The following is a 15,848-nucleotide window of genomic DNA, read 5'->3' as shown; positions in this document are numbered from 1 at the left end:
ACCGCAGACGGTCGCTTTTTCATTGCGCCTATGGCGCAATTTTTTTTGTCCCAAACGACACAAAATACGCGCTTGGTCTTGATTTTTCGCGCGCGATATTCTATGATATAAACGTATGAGTAAAGTCGGCTATTGGGCATTGGTGGGCGTAACGCTCGTAATACTTGCGTCGTGCGTTTGCTCGGCGGGCTGTACGCCGCAAGGGCAATCCTATTCGGTGTTCGGGCTCGGCTCGGTGCTACAGGTGGTGGATTATGCGCGAAACGCGGAGTTGGAAGCCTACTGCCGCACCCTCGTCGCCGAGGTGCAACGCGCCGTGGACGTCACGGACGACGCTTCGGACATCGCGCGATTCAACGCCGCCGCGGACGAAGAAACGGTGCCCGTTTCGGCCCTGACCTACGACGTAATGACGAAGGCGAAAGAGGCCTACGACCTCACCCAAGGTCTGTACGACCCCACCGTGTATTGGTTGGTCGATTTGTGGGGCTTCCTGCCCCGCAAAGAGGGCGCAACGGCACCCTACGACCGCGCCAAAACCGAGGACGGCGCGCTCCCCCTGCCCGACGAACGGTACGTGGCGGCATTCCGTCAGTTGACGGATATGCGCAAAATCGAGCAAATACACACGGAGGGAACGGACGACTACGCCTTGGTGAAACACGGCACGGCCACCACCGTCGAGGGCGTGACCTACTACGCGCGGGTGGACTTGGGCGGGATAGCCAAAGGCTACGTCGTAGACCGCATACGCGACTACTGCCGCGCACACGGCGTGGACAAAGGCTATATAAGTTTCGGCGCAAGCAGCCTGCTGTTATTGAAAAATCGAAAGGGCGCGGCGTGGGACTTGTCACTCACCCACCCCAGAGGAACCGAAACCAACCCCACCTACTGCACCCTGCCGGCGATGGATCTCACGGCCTCCACCTCGGGCGACTACCAAAACTACTACGTGGTGGACGGCGTGCGCTATTCGCACCTCGTCAACCCCACTACGGGACGGCCCGCGAACGGGGACTTGCTGTCCGTCACCGTCCTGTCCCCCAACGCCTGTATGGGCGACGCGCTGTCCACCGCGCTGACGGTGGGCGGATTGGATAGGCTCAAAGCCTTCGCCACGGGCGAATACGCCAAGGCGAACGGCATCCGCGTGGTCGCCGTGTACCGCACGGACGACGGGTTGGCGGTATACAGTACGGCGGACGACCTGTCCGTGCATCTCGAATAAACGCGAGCGGGCAACCGCCGCATAGATACAAGGAGTTCAAATGAAAGCGCAAAAAGGAAAGTATTTTGCAAAGGGCATACACGTCCCCGACAACAAAGACCTGTCGAAGGACGTGCCCATAGAGGTATTGGACGCTCCCGATATCGTGGCTATTTGCGTGCAACAGCACAGCGGCAAGCCCTCTACGCCCACGGTCGCCCAAGGCGACGACGTGTATATGGGGCAACTGATAGCCAAAGAAGCGGGCTACATCGGCGCCAATATCTATTCGAGCGTGTCGGGCACGGTGATGGGCGTGGAAAAACGCAAAAATATCAACGGTACCGAATCCGACTACATCGTCATTCAGAACGACCACCACTACCGCAAGATGGAGTTGGAGCCTTTGGCCGACCGCGAACCCGCGACCGTCAAGGCGCGTATCCGCGAGGCGGGCATAGTGGGCATGGGCGGCGCGGGCTTCCCCACCGAGGTCAAGTTGAGCCCCCGCACCGCGGTGGACGCGTTGGTCATCAACGCGGCCGAGTGCGAGCCCTACCTCACCTGCGACTACCGCTTGATGATAGAGCGCACCGAGGACGTGGCGGCGGGCATACGCCTGCTGGCCAAAGCCTTGGGCGTGACGCAGATATACGTGGGCATAGAGGCCAATAAGCCCGACTGCATCGCGCTATTTGAAAAATACGACGATATGCAAGTGGTCGTACTCAAAAAGGCCTACCCGATGGGTAGCGAGAAGCACCTCATCTTCAGCTGTACGGGCCGCAAAGTGCCCGTGGGCAAACTGCCCGCGGACGCGGGGTGCGTCGTGCAGAACGTGGCCACCGCCCTCGCGGTCTACGAAGCGGTGGAGTTGAACAAACCCCTTTACGAGCGCGTGATGACCGTGTCGGGAAGAGGTTGCGTCCACCCCAAGAATCTCCTCGTCAAATTCGGCACCAACTTCGGCGCCATCCGCGAGGACTGCGGCGCCAAACCCGAGGCGGCCATGTTCGTGTCGGGCGGCCCGATGATGGGCCCCGCCATGGCCAGCACGGACGTCTACACCACCAAGACCTCGTCTGGCTTTTTGATGCTGTTGCCCGAAGAGATAGACGTCAGCGAGCCCAACGCGTGCATTAATTGCGGCGCGTGCGCGGACGTGTGCCCCATGAATCTATTGCCTATGCAAATCGACTTTTACACGCAAGCGGGCGAGTACGATTTGGCGGCCAAGTTCGGCGGCGTCGCCAACTGCATCAGTTGCGGCTGCTGCGCCTACGTTTGCCCCGCCAAACGCGCCCTCACCCAAAGCATCGCTTTGTGCAAACAAAAACTCAACGAAAGGAGGCAGAAACAGTGAACACCGTGCAAATAAGCGGCACCCCGCACACGCGCAGAAAACGCACGACCAAGGGCATAATGCTGGAAGTTTTGCTGGCGCTGTTGCCCGCCACCGTAGCTGGCTTGGTGTACTTCGGCGCGAGAGCGGCGGTCACTTTGGTCATTTCCGTCGCGGCATCCGTGGCGACCGAGTGGGTATGGCTCCTCTGCAAGAAAAAATCCTTCAAAGAGATAGCCAAGCAATTCGACTTTTCGAGTTGCGTCACCGGCCTGCTACTCGGCTTGTCCCTGCCCGCCTTCGAGTACAAATACTTCTATATTCCCCTTTTAAGCGCCGTCTTTGCGGTGGGCGTAGCCAAAATGCTCTTCGGCGGCACGGGCAAAAACGTGGTCAATCCCGCCGTGGCGGGGCGCGTCTTCGCCTTTATCTCCTTCCAAAGCCCCATGGTGTCGGGCTGGATGGCGCCTGCGTTCGCCCCCTTGGGCAACACCGTCGTCGGCGAGGCCACGCCGCTCACTTCCCTTTTGGGCAACGGCGTGGGCGCTTTGGGCGTGTCCAACCTCGACCTGTTCCTCGGCACGGGCGTGATGGGCTGTATCGGCGAAACGTGCAAAGTGGCCATCTTGGTCGGCTTCGTCTATCTGGTCGTGCGCCGCATCGTCAAGTGGCAATGGCCCGTCATCGTGGTGGCCGTGTGCGGCTTGGTCAGTTGCGCCATGGGTAAGGATATCGCCTACTTCCTGCCGTCCATCCTGTCGGGCGGCCTCTTGCTGGGCGCCGTCTTTATGGCCACCGATTACGTCACCAGCCCCAACAACAAGTACGCGTCCTACGTCTACTACTTCCTATTGGGCGTGATTACGGCGTTACTGCGCTTCGGCACCAAGATCGAAGTGATGAGTTTCGCCATTCTGTTGATGAACCTCGTGGTGCCTCTGCTCAATATGTATATCCGTCCGAGACCCTTCGGCGCCGCGCCCGTCAAAGAAGTGGTCAAAGGCAAGATCGAGGCGATAAAAGCCAAATCCGCCGCCAAAAAGCAGGCGAAACAGGCGAAGGAGGGTGACGCGCAATGACCGTAAAAGCGTTCTTCAAAAGCAAAACCTTCCTGTGCATCGTGGTGCTGCTGTGCATCGCCCTCGTCGCGGGCGCGCTCCTCAGCATTATGAACGATTTGTTGTTCGTGTCGCCCGACGAGCGCGTGGCGCGCACGATCAAGAGCATCTACGGCACGGAAATCGAGTACGAAACCGTCTACGACGTAGAGGCAGAAATGCAAAAGCCCGAGGCCGAACAGGTGTTCTACAAATATGACGGCAAAGACCGCAAGGGCGCCACGGTGGAGTTGGGCGGCCATATCGACAACGTGTACCGCTTGGCGGACGGCAATTATCTCGTCAAGGCCACGGGATTCCAAGGCTACAAGCAAGGCTCGGTATCCGTGTGGTGCGTCGCCAAGTTTGAAAACGGCGCGTTCGTCAGCATAGATAACGTGAGCGTCGCCGAGTACGACAAACAAACGCTCATGAGCAAATTTACCAAGGGCTTGCTGTCGAGCGAGGCCTATCGCGGCAGCGACGCGTTCAACCACGTGGAGGGCGGCGCGTCCTATTCGTCGGACGCGTTGAACAACGCCCTAAACGCCGCGTTGCGCTACGTCAAATCGCTCGAAGGGGGTGCACAATGATTAAACCCGCAGATATCAGAAAAATAGGAACGGACGGCTTGCTGCGCAACAATCCCACCTTCCGCTTGGTGCTGGGCACCTGCCCCACCCTCGCCTTGACCACCGCCGCGATGAACGGCATCGGTATGGGATTGGCCGTGACGTTCGTGCTTATCTTCGCCAACGTCATCATATCGGCCTTGCGCAAAGTCATTCCCAACGAGGTACGTATCCCCGCGTTCGTGTTGATCATCGCCACCTTCGTCACGCTGCTGCGTATGCTTCTGGACAAGTTCATTCCCTCGCTATACGAGTCGATGGGCGTGTACCTGCCGCTCATCGTCGTCAACTGCATCATATTGGGCAGAGCCGAGAGTTTCGCCAGCAAAAACCCCGTCCTCAACTCGGCTTTCGACGGCCTCTTCACGGGATTGGGCTTCACCTGGGCGCTGACCTTTATGGGCATCATCCGCGAGGTGCTGGGCGCGGGACAACTATTCGGCTATACCCTGTGGGACTTCCGCATCGAGTTCTTCTCCTCGTCGGCGGGCGCCTTCTTCGTGTACGGGTTGTGCATCGCGTTGTTCAACCTGGTGTACACCAAGGTGGAGAGCCACTTCCACAAAGTCGCGTTCGAGAAAAAATACATCGTAGCGCCCGAAGAGACGGCGCAAGAGGAGGCGAAGTAGTATGGGAACTTTCATGATGGTCGTCATATTGGCGGTATTCGTCAACAACTTCGTCGTCGTGCAATTCTTGGGCATCTGCCCCTTCCTCGGCCTCAGCAAGTCCACGTCGAGCGCTGTGGGCATGGGCGTGGCGGTAACGGTGGTGATGATGATTACCTGCCTCATCACCTATCCTCTGTACACCTACGTGCTGGTGCCGCTGGGATTGCAATATCTGGAAATCATCATCTTCATCTTCGTCATCGCCGCTTTGGTGCAAATGCTCGAGAAGTTCATCAAGAAATTCGCGCCGCCTTTGTATCGCGCGATGGGTATCTACCTGCCCCTCATCACTACCAACTGCGCCGTGCTGGGCGTGGCCGAAATGGTCATCGACAAGGGCTCTATGTTGGCGATGGTCGGCGCGTCCGGGCTGGGCGTGGCGGTGCTGTACGGCCTTTTCGCGGGCGTGGGCTTCACGGTGGCTATCGTCATTTTGAGCGGCCTCCGCGTCAAAGTGGACGCCTTGTCGCCCGGCAAGAGCCTCAAGGGCTACCCCGTCACGATGGTGACGGCCGCCTTTATGGCCATGGCGTTCTACGTCTTCAACTTGATATCGCTGTAGGAGGTGTCGTATGGATATTATACTTGCAAAAGCCGTTAATTGGGCGTCTGTCGGCATCGTATTGGGCATCATAGCGGGGTTGGCCATCGTCTTTGCCATCCTCATCCTCATCGTCACCAAAATATGCCGCGTTCACGAGGACGAAAAAGTCCTCAAAATACTGGAACAACTGGCGGGCGCCAACTGCGGCGGCTGCGGTCACACGGGCTGCGAAGACTTCGCCAAATGCTTAGCGTGCGGCAAAGCCGAACTCAACGACTGCAAAGCCACCTCCAACGAGGCCAAAGCCGTCATCGCCGAGATAGCGGGGCTACCCTTCACGGCCGAAGAAGCCACGGTGGCCGTGGTGCGCTGTTCGGGCGGCGACCTCGCCGCGGACAAGTTCGACTATATCGGCAATCCCGGCTGTACCAACCAAATGGTCTACCAGGGCGGCCGCAAGATATGCGCGACGGCGTGTTTGGGCGGCGGCACCTGCGGGAGCGTGTGCCCCGTGGACGCCATCTCGGTGCGCGAAAACGGCATCGCCTTCGTGCGGCGCGAAATATGTCTATCGTGCGGCGCGTGCATCAACGCCTGCCCCAAAAACTGCATCGACCGCATCCCCGCCTCGGCCAAAGTGTACGTCGCCTGCCGTACCCATTGCAGGGGCAAAGAGACCATGTCCTTCTGCCAAATGGGTTGTATCGGGTGCGGTATGTGCTCGCGCAAATGTCCCGCGGGCGCCATCACGATGGTGGACAACCTGCCCGTCATCGACTACTCGAAGTGCACGGGCTGTATGACCTGCGTGGAGAAGTGCCCCCGCCATTGTATCAAGCGGACGGACGACAACGCCTTGCCCGAAAAAGAGATCAAACAATAGTCGCCAACGAAAAAACGGGCGTCGGGATTTGTTTCCCGTCGCCCGTTTTTGTTGCCGCACACCTTAGCGCGGTGTGTTTTTGAGTTCTTCGATGATATTATAGAGGCGCTGTAGGTCGGACAAACTGCCGTAGTGAAGGGTGAGGGTGCCGCGATGTCCGTCGCCCTTGACCTTGACGGGCATTTGAAAGACGCGTTCCATATCCTCTACGAAGTCGCGCATTTCGATGGATTGCTTGGGCTCCGCTTTTTTGACCTTGCTCTTCTTCTTTTGCCCCTTGGCGTTGGCGCGGGCAATCTCCTCGTTGAGGGCGTGCACGCTCCACTTGTTCTCTACGCAAAGGTTGGCCATGACGACGATCTTCTGCGGATCGCTCAAGGTGAGTAACGCGCGGGCGTGCCCTTGGCTCAACTTGCCCTGCCGCACCAATTCCTGCACGTCCAAGGGCAACGTGAGTATGCGCAAGAGGTTGCTGATGGCGGGGCGGGAGCGCCCCAAGGTCTCGGCGGCCTCCTGCTGGGTGAGGTGGTGCACCTCGATGAGCGCCTGAATGGCCTGCGCCTCTTCGATGGGATTGAGGTTTTGACGTTGGAGATTCTCCACGATGGCGATCTCCCACAACTCCCGCTCGCCCGCTTTGAGGACGATGGCGGGAATGCGCGTAAGCCCCGCGATGCACGCCGCCCGATAGCGGCGCTCGCCCGCGATCACTTTGTAGCCCGCGCCCGCTTTGACCACCAAAATAGGCTCCAATACGCCGTGCGCGCGGATGCTGTCCGCCAATTCGACGAGCGACTTTTCGCTGAACGTGGCCCGAGGCTGTGAAGCGTTGGGCACGATTTCGTCCATGTTGATGTAGATAAGTTCGTTCATTGTATCCTCAATACCCGTTGGGTATCCCCCTTTCGTGCTACGATATACAAAGTGCCGTCGGCATTCCTGCCGATAGCGGTCAATTCGTCCCATTCCGCCGCGACAATCGTCTCCTCGGCGAAGTTCTTTACGCCTACCGACGCGCCCGCGCGGAAAGCGTACACACCGTAGCCCAACCAATGCTCGGGACACGCAATTTCGATGGACGTACGGGGGGTTCCCGCGCCATCGAGCAAAACGTACCGCCCGTCCGTCTTGGCCGCGCACCTGTCGCCGAAGTAGGGCGACATATAGTCGTAGACGAAGTCCACCGCCACGCTGCCCTCTGCGTCGAACGCGCCGTAGAGGGTGCGCCCGTCCTCGCGATAGGACGCCACCAGCCGCCCCCATTGCCAACGCATGGTGGCGTAGCGGCGGTCGTTCTTTTGCCACAGCATATTGCAGGCAAGGTCGTACAAAGCCGCCGCGCCCGAAACGAGGGACGAGCCGGCAAAGCCCACGTCGTCGCGGAAGCGAATGGCCGTGGGATTGACGTCCACGGGATAGCGCACCACCGGTCGGGCGTCCTTGTCGAGCACATAGTAACGTTCGCCCGCGTGTACCTTATCGCGGTCGAGCTCGGCCACCACGGCCGCCGAATAGCCCTCGTTGAGCCCGTAAGTCCGCCACGAGGTCGCGTCTACGCCCGCCGTACAGGCGTTGACGACGGACAGCAGCACGTAATCGATCGTCGTTGGCTCCAACACGTCGGTCTCGGGATAGTACCACCAGGCTCTTTGGCGCATATAGACGGTTTCGTCTGCGGTTTTTTCGATATAGGTATAGTTGTTTTGGGTGCCTTTGCCGAGGGCAGTCACAAAAAACCGCCCGTCGATATAGGCTGCGACGTAGCGCACGTCTTGCTCGTAAAAACGGCGTCTTAGCACGTTCTTGCCGTCCCATACGCGACAACTGCCGAGGGCCGTATCTATGGTGAGGACGTACTGCCCGCACGCCGACACGCTCTCGGTGGGCTGCATAATGCCCTCGCCGAAGTAGGCCTCGCCCTCGGCGTCGAACAGTTGGGCGTTTTGGGTGGTATAGAGCGCGAAGTATTCGTCCGAAACCACGACGACGCGGGCGCTCGTATCCTGCGAACCGACGAGCATTCGGCCCGTGCGGTCGTACACTTCTATGCCTTGCGACTCCATATCGCGGTATTGCGCCACGTAGTAGGGCGCGGCGTAGTCGACGCGACGGAAGGTACACGGCAATAGGTACGCGCCGTCCCGCCATACGCCGTACAAAGCGGCGCCCGTTTCCTCGTCCATGACGTCGGCTACCAACACGCCCGCTTCGCCCCAATCGGCGACGAAGGACTTGCCCGCGGGCAGGTCGACCGTGGCGGTCACTCGCGTGGGACGCGCGTTTTCTTCTTGCACGAAAGCCGCTTTGCCCGCCTCTACCGTAAAACTTTGCACGGATTTGGGCGTGCAAGCGAACGCTACCGAGAGCAATAGAACGAGGACAAGGAGCAAGGCCGTCTTTTTCATATATACAGTATAGCACACTTTGATTGGTTTTGAACAGTTTGTTTGCGTTATTCGACTTTTCGCGCGAACGGGTATTCCGCCCAAATCCGCTTGAACCGTTGCCTTTTGGCGGGATAGGTGGTATAATGAAAAGGTGGAATTGAATCTTCGGTCACATTGGGGCGCGTTGGTCATGCGCTGGATATACGCGGTGAGCATCCTTGCCGTTGCGGTAGGGCTGTCTTTCCTTACCCAATACCTGTGGAAGATACGATGGTACACGCTGTACGTCCCCATCGTCGTCCTCGTCGTGCTGGCTATGCTCTACAACACCGTCAACACCGCAAAGGTACGCGTCGGACACAACCCAGCGGGCGACGCGCTCGTCATTACGGACGGCGTGTTCGGCAAAAAGGTGCATCACTTCGCCTATCAACGCATGGAAAGTTATCGCACCAAGCCCTCGAAGATCTACGACAAGATGGGGTGCGGCCAAATCACCTTGGTGGCGATACGCGGACTGAACGAACGGGAGGAATATACCCTGTGTCTGTCCAAGGCCGACCTCGAACGCCTGTTAGATGACCTGCACGAGCACCTATCGGCACATTAAACCATATACGTATGGGGGTATTCGATACCATAGGATAGGCGTCGACGCCCTCGACATACTACAAAAAAGGAGACTACTATGAGCGAACAATGCAACCACGATTGCGAAAACTGCTCGTCGAAGTGCCCCTCGGGCATCGAGAAAGAGCAACCCAACGTGCTGTCCACCATCGACAAGGTCTACGCCGTCGTCAGCGGCAAAGGCGGCGTCGGCAAGTCCCTCGTGACGGGCCTATTGGCGGTAGAGGCACAGCGTAAAAATTTCCGCGCGGCCGTTCTCGACGCGGATATTACCGGTCCGTCCATTCCCAAGATGTTCGGCGCGAACGAGCCGGCTATGAGCACCGACGAGGGCATCCTGCCCGTGACGAGCCAAGGCGGCGTGCAAATCATCAGCGTCAACAATATGCTGGACGACCCCACCGATCCCGTTATTTGGCGCGGACCGATGATCGCGGGCGTGGTCAAACAATTCTGGACGGACGTGATATGGCAGGACGTGGACTATATGTTCGTGGATATGCCTCCCGGCACGGGCGACGTGCCCCTCACCGTGATGCAATCTCTGCCGGTGGACGGCATCATCGTGGTGACGAGTCCCCAAGAGTTGGTGGGTATGATCGTGCAAAAAGCGGTCAAAATGGCCGAGGCGATGAAGGTGCCCGTCGTGGCGTTGGTGGAGAATATGAGCTACTTCACCTGCCCCGACTGCGGCAAGCAACACGCCATCTTCGGTGAAAGCCATCTCGAAGCCATCGCCGAGAAGTACGGCATCAAGCATATCGCGCGGTTGCCCATCGATCCCGCTTTTGCCGCCGACTGCGACCAAGGCGTCATCGAATTTACCGAGCACCACGAACTCGCCGACCTCATCGACGTGCTGTAATCCATCGAAAACCAAACGAAAACCGACCGCTGATACTCATCAACGGCCGATTTTTTATCCTTTTTCGCTTTATTAACGCCATCTGGGCAAAGCGCCTATGCTGTCCAGAATGGCCTTGCACCCCCGCTCTATATCGCGGCAGGCCGTCTCGAAATCCCCCGTGTACCACGGATCGGCCACGTCGCCGCCGCCCGCGAAGTCCAATAGTTTGGTGACTTTGGCCACCATCTCGGGATACGTCCAGATGAGGTTGCGGCGGTTGTTGTCGTCCATCACCACCACCAAGTCGAACTCGTAGCAATCCCTCGCCGTCAGCAGTTGGGCGCGTTTGTCGCCGTCGAACGGCACGCCGTGCGCGCGCAAGGTCTTCGCGGCAGGTGGATAGATGGGATTGCCTACCCCGTTCCATATCTCCTCGTCCGAGGTGGCGCGGGACTCCACCCGCACGCCCTCGATGCCGCGCTCCCTTAGCATCTTCTTGAACACGAACTCGGCCATGGGACTGCGACAGATATTGCCGTGACAAACGAAAACGATGCTTCTCATCGCACGAACAAGCCCACCAACACGACCAACATATCCACCATCTTCTCCATGCTCTCGACGGGGATATACTCGTAGCGACCGTGGAAATTGTGGCCGCCCGTAGACAGATTGAAGCATGGAAGCCCGCGATAGGTCAACGCCGCGCCGTCCGTACCTCCTCGAATGGGTTGGACGAAAGGCACAACCCCCACCGCCTCGAAAGCCGCCTTGGCATTGGCGACCAACTCGGGGTGCTCGTCGGCGGCAAACGCCATATTGGCGTATTGGTCGCGAATTTCCAACTGCACCGCTTCGTAGCCGTATTTGACGTTCAAGCGGTCGGCGATACCTTGCACGAACGCCTTTTTGTCGGCCAATTTGGCCTTGTCGTGGTCGCGGAGAATGTATTTGGCCACCGCCTCGTCCACGTTGCCCGCCACCTCGTCCACCATATAAAACCCTTTGTAGCCGTAGGTCGTGGCGGGGCGCTCGTCCAAAGGCAACGCCATGTGGAACTCGCAGAACACGTCCACCGCGTTGACCATCTTGCCATAGGCGTCGCCGGGGTGAATGCTCTTGCCCACCACGCGCACCTTGCACGCCGCGGCGTTGAAGCACTCGTAATTGATCTCGCCCAATTTGCCGCCGTCCACCGTGTAGCCAAGGTCGGCACCGAACTTCTTGACGTCGAAGTGATTCATGCCCGCGCCGATCTCTTCGTCGGGGGTGAAAGCCACTCGGATGGTGGGGCGTTTGACCTCGGGGTGCGTTAGCAAAAACCGCAGAGCGGCCATGATCTCGGCGACACCCGCTTTGTCGTCCGCGCCCAAAAGGGTGCTGCCGTCGGTCACGATGAGGTGTTGCCCCACGTAATCGTTCATGTGCGGGTACTTCTCGGGGGACAAAACGTAGCCGCCCGCCAACTCGACGTCGCCGCCGCCGTACGCCACCACGCGCGCCTTGACGTTTTTGCCCGACACGGCGGGCGAAGTGTCCACGTGCGCCAACAAGCACACGGCGGGTTGGGGGGCGGATTGGTTGGTGGGCAAAGTGGCGGTGACGTACCCCCATTCGTCCATCTCGGCCGCAAGCCCCATCTCGTCCAACTGCGATTTGAGAAGGCGCAAAAGGTCCAACTGCTTCAAAGTGGAGGGGAAGGTGTCCGACTCCTCTTGGGAAGTGGTGTCGTACCCTACGTACTGCAAAAACAATTCGGTGACGTCGCTCATATTATTCTCCTATAGGGCGCAATATCGCGCGTAGATTATATAGTATTGACGATTATTTTGCGGGCGATGGTATCCAATAACCCCATACGTGGTGGGCTATTGGGCACACACGCCCTCTTCGACCAAAGCCGCCGCAAGCCTGACGTAGGTCTCGGCGCCCAAGGCTTCGCCGCGCACGGTGAGGGGCAAGCCAACCGCCTGGAGCGCCCGCTCGGCCACGTCGCGCGCTATGCCTATCGCCATTAGGTTGTTGACCAAGGTCTTGCGGCGCATGGCAAAGGCGGCGCGGGCAATGCGAGCGGAAAGCGCGGGATAGGCGTCCGCGTATTTGCCTTCGATTCGGTCTATGCGCACCACCGCGCTATCTACGTTGGGCACGGGGTAGAACATATTGCGCCCTACCACGCGGCACGTAGTGGCCTCGCCCACTAAATCTATCTTGACCGTGATACTGCCGTAGTCCTTGGTATTTGGCTCGGCGGTCAATCGGTCGGCAACCTCTTTCTGCACGGTGACGGTGACGCTGTCGCCTATGCCCTCTTCCAACAACCGCATGAGAATGGGCGTGGTGACGTAGTAAGGCAGATTGGCCACCACCTTGGCGTGGGCGAAGCGGCGGCGCAACTCGTCCGAGTCGGCTTCCATAAAATCTTGATAGACGATCTCTACATTGTCGCAATCGGCCAGCGTTTGGCGAAGGACTGGCTCGAGCCTACGGTCTATCTCGTAGGCGACCACTTCTTTGGCTTTGGCCGCCAAAGCCGCCGTCAACGTGCCCGCGCCCGCACCGATTTCGAGCACCACGTCCTCCGAGGTGACGCCCGCGTCGGCGACGATGGCAGCAAGCAGATTGCCGTCCGTCAAAAAGTTTTGACCGAACCGCTTGCTGAAAGTGAAATCGTTGGCGTTGAGGATATCCTTGACGTTCATAGTCTGTAAAAACGCTTGGCGTTGCGGGTGGTGCGAAGGGCGAGTTCGGTCTCGTCCTCGCCCAACAATTCGGCAATTTTGCGGCACACCAAAGGGATATTGGCGGGCGTATTGCGCTGTCCGCGCAAAGGCACGGGCGTCATATACGGGCAATCCGTCTCCAACAAAAGCCTATCGGCGGGTATCTCCCGCAAGACTTCGTCTTTGTGCTTGGCGAAGGTGACCACCCCGCCGAAACTGTAGTAGCAATCCAACCCGTTGTACACGTCGCGCACCAACTCGGCCGAGCCGCCGTAGCAATGCAACAAGACGCCGTCCGTAAGGAGCGAACGGTTGGCGAGCAAGATCTCGTTGGCGTCCCCGTAGCACTCACGAAGGTGCAACACGACGGGCAGGTGCAACGCGTGCGCCAAAGCCAACTGCTCCGCGAACGCCGCCTTTTGGCGGTCGCGCGGGCTGAAATCGTAGTGATAGTCGAGCCCTATCTCGCCGATGGCCACGCATTTGGGGTTCGCGGCGAAGCGGGCGACCTCGGCCAAAGCGTCCGCCGTCACCTCGTCGGCGTAGTGCGGATGCACCCCCGCCGTACACCAAATCCAAGGTACTTGGCGCGATAGAGCCCCCGACGTACGGCAACTTTTGAGGTCACAGGCCGCGTTGACCACGCCCTCTACCCCCGCCGCTACGATGGTGGGCAACACCTCGGCAATATCCCCATCAAACTTCTCGTCGTCCAGATGGGCGTGCGCGTCGAAGTACATCAGCGCACCTCGCCGCCCGCGGGAACGTCCGCTATGGGCGACACCAAAACGACCTTGCCCTCGGCGTCGGTGGCGCACAAAATCATGCCCTCGCTCGTGACGCCGCACAACTTGGCGGGCGCGAGGTTGGCCACCACCACGACGGTCTTGCCGACCATCTCCTCGGGCGTGTAGTACAAAGCGATGCCGCTGACGATGGTGCGCGGCTTCTCCTCGCCCAGATCCACTTGACTGACCAACAGTTTCTTGGCCTTGGGCAGTTTCTCACAATGCAACACTTTGCCCACGCGCAAATCCAACTTGGCGAAATCTTCGATGCCCACTGTGGGCTTGGCCGGCGTTTCGGCCTTGGGCGCTTCCTTCGGCTCGTATTTCTTCATAATCTCGGCGTACTTGGCTTCCACGTCCTTGCCGTCCATACGGACGAACAGTTTTTCGCCTTCCTTGACCTCGTTGCCCGAGGGATACAACCCCCACTCGCCGAGGTCGGTAAAGGCGCGGGGCGCTACACCAAGTTGCGCCAAGGCGTTGTCCGCGGTAGAGGGCAAAAACGGCCTAAGAATAGAAGTGCCGATGACCAAGGCCTCCACCAAATTGTACAACACGGTGGACAATCTGTCCATCGAGGCTTCGTCGCGGGCAAGCACCCACGGCGCGGTCTCGTCGATATACTTATTGGCGCGGGTAAACACCGCGAAAATCTCGCTCAACGCGTCGGCGAAACGGTACTCCTCCACCTTGGCTTTCACCTTGGCGAAAGCGGCGGTGGCCACCGCCTTGAGTTCCTCGTCCACGGGCTCCGCCACACCCTTGTCCACGACCTTGCCGCCGAAATACTTGCGGCACATCGCCACCGTGCGGCTCAATAAATTGCCGTACACGTTGGCCAAAGACGTATTGCATACGTCGGTGAGCATATCGAGTGCCACCAGCCCGTCGTTGTCGAACGGCACCTGCGACAATAGATAGTAGCGCACCGCGTCACAGCCGAATATCTCGGCCATATCGTCGGGATAGAGCACGTTGCCCAAAGACTTGCTCATCTTGCCGCCCGAAGACAACAGCCACGGATGCCCGAACACGCACTTGGGCAAAGGCTCGCCCAGCGCCATGAGGAAGATGGGCCAATAGATGGTGTGGAAGCGCACGATATCCTTGCCGATGACGTGCACGTCGGCGGGCCAATAGCGGCGATATTTCTCGTCGTGACAGCCGTCCGCGTCGTACCCTATACCCGTGATATAGTTGGTCAAAGCGTCCAGCCAAACGTAGGTGACGTGTTTGGCGTCGAAGTCCACGGGAATGCCCCACGTAAAAGACGTGCGCGACACGCACAAGTCCTGCAAGCCGGGTTTGAGGAAATTGTTGATCATCTCGTTGCGACGGGAGGCGGGCGTGATGAACTCGGGGTGAGCCTCGTAGTAGGCGAGCAACTTGTCCGCGTACTTGCTCATACGGAAGAAATAGGCCTCTTCCTGCGCTTTCTTGACCTCGCGGCCGCAGTCGGGGCACTTGCCGTCCACCAACTGGCTCTCCGTCCAAAAACTCTCGCAAGGCGTGCAATACCACCCCTCGTAGGCGCCCTTGTAGATGTCGCCCTGCTCGTAGAACTTGCGGAACATCTTTTGCACCTGCCGCTCGTGGTACTCGTCCGTCGTGCGGATAAACTTGTCCCATTCCACGCCCAACGAACGCCACACGGATTGAATGGTCGCGCTGACCTCGTCCACGTAGGCCTTGGGGCTGACGCCCTTGGCCTCGGCTTTGAGCTGGATCTTCTCGCCGTGCTCGTCCGTGCCCGTCTGGAAAAACACATCGTAGCCTTCCCACCGTTTCCATCTGGCCAAAGCGTCGGCGAAGACGATCTCGTAGGCGTTGCCGATATGCGGTTTGGCGGAAGCGTAGGCGATGGCGGTAGTGATATAATAGGGTTTCTTGTCCATACTAACTCCTTCTCCCCGAATGAAAGGGATATGCCCAATAGGCAGTACAAATATTATATCACGCCCGCGGCGCGTTGGCAAGCGCTTGCCCTACTCTCGTCGAAAAGTGGGCGGCGGCAAGCAAAAATAGCCCGAAATGCGGATATTCTCGCAAAAACAGCGCGAAATGCCCCCTATTTGGGGGCAAATTCGTTTGCTT

The 15,848-nt window shown here is 58.9% G+C and carries 16 protein-coding genes; 9 read left to right on the top strand and 7 right to left on the bottom strand.

The window, feature by feature from the left end; genetic code table 11:
• Positions 1 to 115: 115 nt before the first annotated feature.
• Genes II896_00810 through II896_00780 form a run of 7 tightly spaced genes read left to right on the top strand, consistent with a single transcriptional unit; the run spans position 116 to position 6,379 of the window.
• Positions 116 to 1,231, top strand: coding sequence for an FAD:protein FMN transferase (locus II896_00810; GenBank protein ID MBQ4443185.1), 1,116 nt, complete (start codon positions 116 to 118; stop codon positions 1,229 to 1,231).
• A 40-nt stretch (positions 1,232 to 1,271) separates the two neighbouring features.
• Entirely contained in the window at positions 1,272 to 2,573 is a 1,302-nt protein-coding gene (gene rsxC, locus II896_00805) for an electron transport complex subunit RsxC (protein MBQ4443184.1), read from the top strand.
• On the top strand, positions 2,570 to 3,631 hold the full coding sequence (locus tag II896_00800; GenBank protein ID MBQ4443183.1) for an RnfABCDGE type electron transport complex subunit D: 1,062 nt from the start codon (positions 2,570 to 2,572) through the stop codon (positions 3,629 to 3,631). The genes rsxC and II896_00800 overlap by 4 nt, the downstream gene beginning before the upstream one ends.
• Positions 3,628 to 4,242, top strand: a complete 615-nt coding sequence (locus II896_00795; GenBank protein ID MBQ4443182.1) for a hypothetical protein — start codon at positions 3,628 to 3,630, stop codon at positions 4,240 to 4,242. Before II896_00800 ends, II896_00795 begins: the two co-directional genes overlap by 4 nt.
• Positions 4,239 to 4,910: an electron transport complex subunit E gene (locus tag II896_00790; GenBank protein MBQ4443181.1), complete on the top strand. Its 672-nt coding sequence runs from the start codon at positions 4,239 to 4,241 to the stop codon at positions 4,908 to 4,910. The genes II896_00795 and II896_00790 overlap by 4 nt, the downstream gene beginning before the upstream one ends.
• 1 nt (position 4,911) lies before the next feature.
• Positions 4,912 to 5,514, top strand: coding sequence for an electron transport complex subunit RsxA (locus II896_00785; GenBank protein MBQ4443180.1), 603 nt, complete (start codon positions 4,912 to 4,914; stop codon positions 5,512 to 5,514).
• A 10-nt stretch (positions 5,515 to 5,524) separates the two neighbouring features.
• Positions 5,525 to 6,379 (top strand): RnfABCDGE type electron transport complex subunit B, encoded by an 855-nt coding sequence (locus II896_00780; GenBank protein MBQ4443179.1) that lies wholly within the window; start codon positions 5,525 to 5,527, stop codon positions 6,377 to 6,379.
• A 63-nt stretch (positions 6,380 to 6,442) separates the two neighbouring features.
• Here II896_00780 and II896_00775 read toward each other — a convergent pair whose 3' ends face one another.
• Together II896_00775 and II896_00770 are read right to left on the bottom strand one after the other, a co-directional pair.
• Positions 6,443 to 7,252 carry a ParB/RepB/Spo0J family partition protein gene (locus II896_00775; GenBank protein MBQ4443178.1) on the bottom strand — a complete coding sequence of 270 codons (810 nt, stop codon included), beginning with the start codon at positions 7,250 to 7,252 and terminating at the stop codon, positions 6,443 to 6,445.
• Entirely contained in the window at positions 7,249 to 8,784 is a 1,536-nt protein-coding gene (locus II896_00770; protein ID MBQ4443177.1) for a WG repeat-containing protein, read from the bottom strand. The genes II896_00775 and II896_00770 overlap by 4 nt, the downstream gene beginning before the upstream one ends.
• A gap of 133 nt (positions 8,785 to 8,917) precedes the next feature.
• Here II896_00770 and II896_00765 point away from each other — a divergent pair, with 133 nt between their 5' ends.
• Together II896_00765 and II896_00760 are read left to right on the top strand one after the other, a co-directional pair.
• The gene (locus II896_00765) at positions 8,918 to 9,376 is read left to right on the top strand and encodes a hypothetical protein (GenBank protein MBQ4443176.1); all 459 of its coding nucleotides are present in this window, start codon (positions 8,918 to 8,920) and stop codon (positions 9,374 to 9,376) included.
• 78 nt (positions 9,377 to 9,454) lie between these two features.
• The gene (locus tag II896_00760; GenBank protein MBQ4443175.1) at positions 9,455 to 10,261 is read left to right on the top strand and encodes an Mrp/NBP35 family ATP-binding protein; all 807 of its coding nucleotides are present in this window, start codon (positions 9,455 to 9,457) and stop codon (positions 10,259 to 10,261) included.
• A 72-nt stretch (positions 10,262 to 10,333) separates the two neighbouring features.
• Here II896_00760 and II896_00755 read toward each other — a convergent pair whose 3' ends face one another.
• The 5 genes from II896_00755 to metG form a co-directional block, all read right to left on the bottom strand.
• Positions 10,334 to 10,807 (bottom strand): low molecular weight phosphotyrosine protein phosphatase, encoded by a 474-nt coding sequence (locus II896_00755; protein ID MBQ4443174.1) that lies wholly within the window; start codon positions 10,805 to 10,807, stop codon positions 10,334 to 10,336.
• Positions 10,804 to 12,015, bottom strand: a complete 1,212-nt coding sequence (pepT, locus tag II896_00750) for a peptidase T (protein MBQ4443173.1) — start codon at positions 12,013 to 12,015, stop codon at positions 10,804 to 10,806. Before pepT ends, II896_00755 begins: the two co-directional genes overlap by 4 nt.
• 96 nt (positions 12,016 to 12,111) lie before the next feature.
• Entirely contained in the window at positions 12,112 to 12,945 is an 834-nt protein-coding gene (gene rsmA / locus II896_00745; GenBank protein ID MBQ4443172.1) for a 16S rRNA (adenine(1518)-N(6)/adenine(1519)-N(6))-dimethyltransferase RsmA, read from the bottom strand.
• Complete coding sequence (locus tag II896_00740) at positions 12,942 to 13,706, bottom strand: TatD family hydrolase (protein MBQ4443171.1); 765 nt, start codon at positions 13,704 to 13,706, stop codon at positions 12,942 to 12,944. Before II896_00740 ends, rsmA begins: the two co-directional genes overlap by 4 nt.
• Positions 13,706 to 15,649 carry a methionine--tRNA ligase gene (gene metG, locus II896_00735; protein ID MBQ4443170.1) on the bottom strand — a complete coding sequence of 648 codons (1,944 nt, stop codon included), beginning with the start codon at positions 15,647 to 15,649 and terminating at the stop codon, positions 13,706 to 13,708. Before metG ends, II896_00740 begins: the two co-directional genes overlap by 1 nt.
• Positions 15,650 to 15,848 lie beyond the last annotated feature (199 nt).

The organism is Clostridia bacterium, from assembly GCA_017394805.1.
Lineage (GTDB): Bacteria > Bacillota > Clostridia > Christensenellales > CAG-1252 > RUG14300.
The sequence above is the reverse complement of the archived record's forward strand: the minus strand, read 5'-3'. Positions and strand labels throughout refer to the sequence as shown.

Coding starts and splice junctions, on each gene's coding strand:
- II896_00770 (MBQ4443177.1), bottom strand. CDS start 8,784: ATGAAAAAGACGGCCTTGCTCCTTGTCCTCGTTCTATTGCTCTCGGTA.
- II896_00790 (MBQ4443181.1), top strand. CDS start 4,239: ATGATTAAACCCGCAGATATCAGAAAAATAGGAACGGACGGCTTGCTG.
- II896_00810 (MBQ4443185.1), top strand. CDS start 116: ATGAGTAAAGTCGGCTATTGGGCATTGGTGGGCGTAACGCTCGTAATA.
- pepT (MBQ4443173.1), bottom strand. CDS start 12,015: ATGAGCGACGTCACCGAATTGTTTTTGCAGTACGTAGGGTACGACACC.
- II896_00755 (MBQ4443174.1), bottom strand. CDS start 10,807: ATGAGAAGCATCGTTTTCGTTTGTCACGGCAATATCTGTCGCAGTCCC.
- rsmA (MBQ4443172.1), bottom strand. CDS start 12,945: ATGAACGTCAAGGATATCCTCAACGCCAACGATTTCACTTTCAGCAAG.
- II896_00760 (MBQ4443175.1), top strand. CDS start 9,455: ATGAGCGAACAATGCAACCACGATTGCGAAAACTGCTCGTCGAAGTGC.
- II896_00795 (MBQ4443182.1), top strand. CDS start 3,628: ATGACCGTAAAAGCGTTCTTCAAAAGCAAAACCTTCCTGTGCATCGTG.
- II896_00740 (MBQ4443171.1), bottom strand. CDS start 13,706: ATGTACTTCGACGCGCACGCCCATCTGGACGACGAGAAGTTTGATGGG.
- II896_00785 (MBQ4443180.1), top strand. CDS start 4,912: ATGGGAACTTTCATGATGGTCGTCATATTGGCGGTATTCGTCAACAAC.
- II896_00780 (MBQ4443179.1), top strand. CDS start 5,525: ATGGATATTATACTTGCAAAAGCCGTTAATTGGGCGTCTGTCGGCATC.
- II896_00775 (MBQ4443178.1), bottom strand. CDS start 7,252: ATGAACGAACTTATCTACATCAACATGGACGAAATCGTGCCCAACGCT.
- rsxC (MBQ4443184.1), top strand. CDS start 1,272: ATGAAAGCGCAAAAAGGAAAGTATTTTGCAAAGGGCATACACGTCCCC.
- metG (MBQ4443170.1), bottom strand. CDS start 15,649: ATGGACAAGAAACCCTATTATATCACTACCGCCATCGCCTACGCTTCC.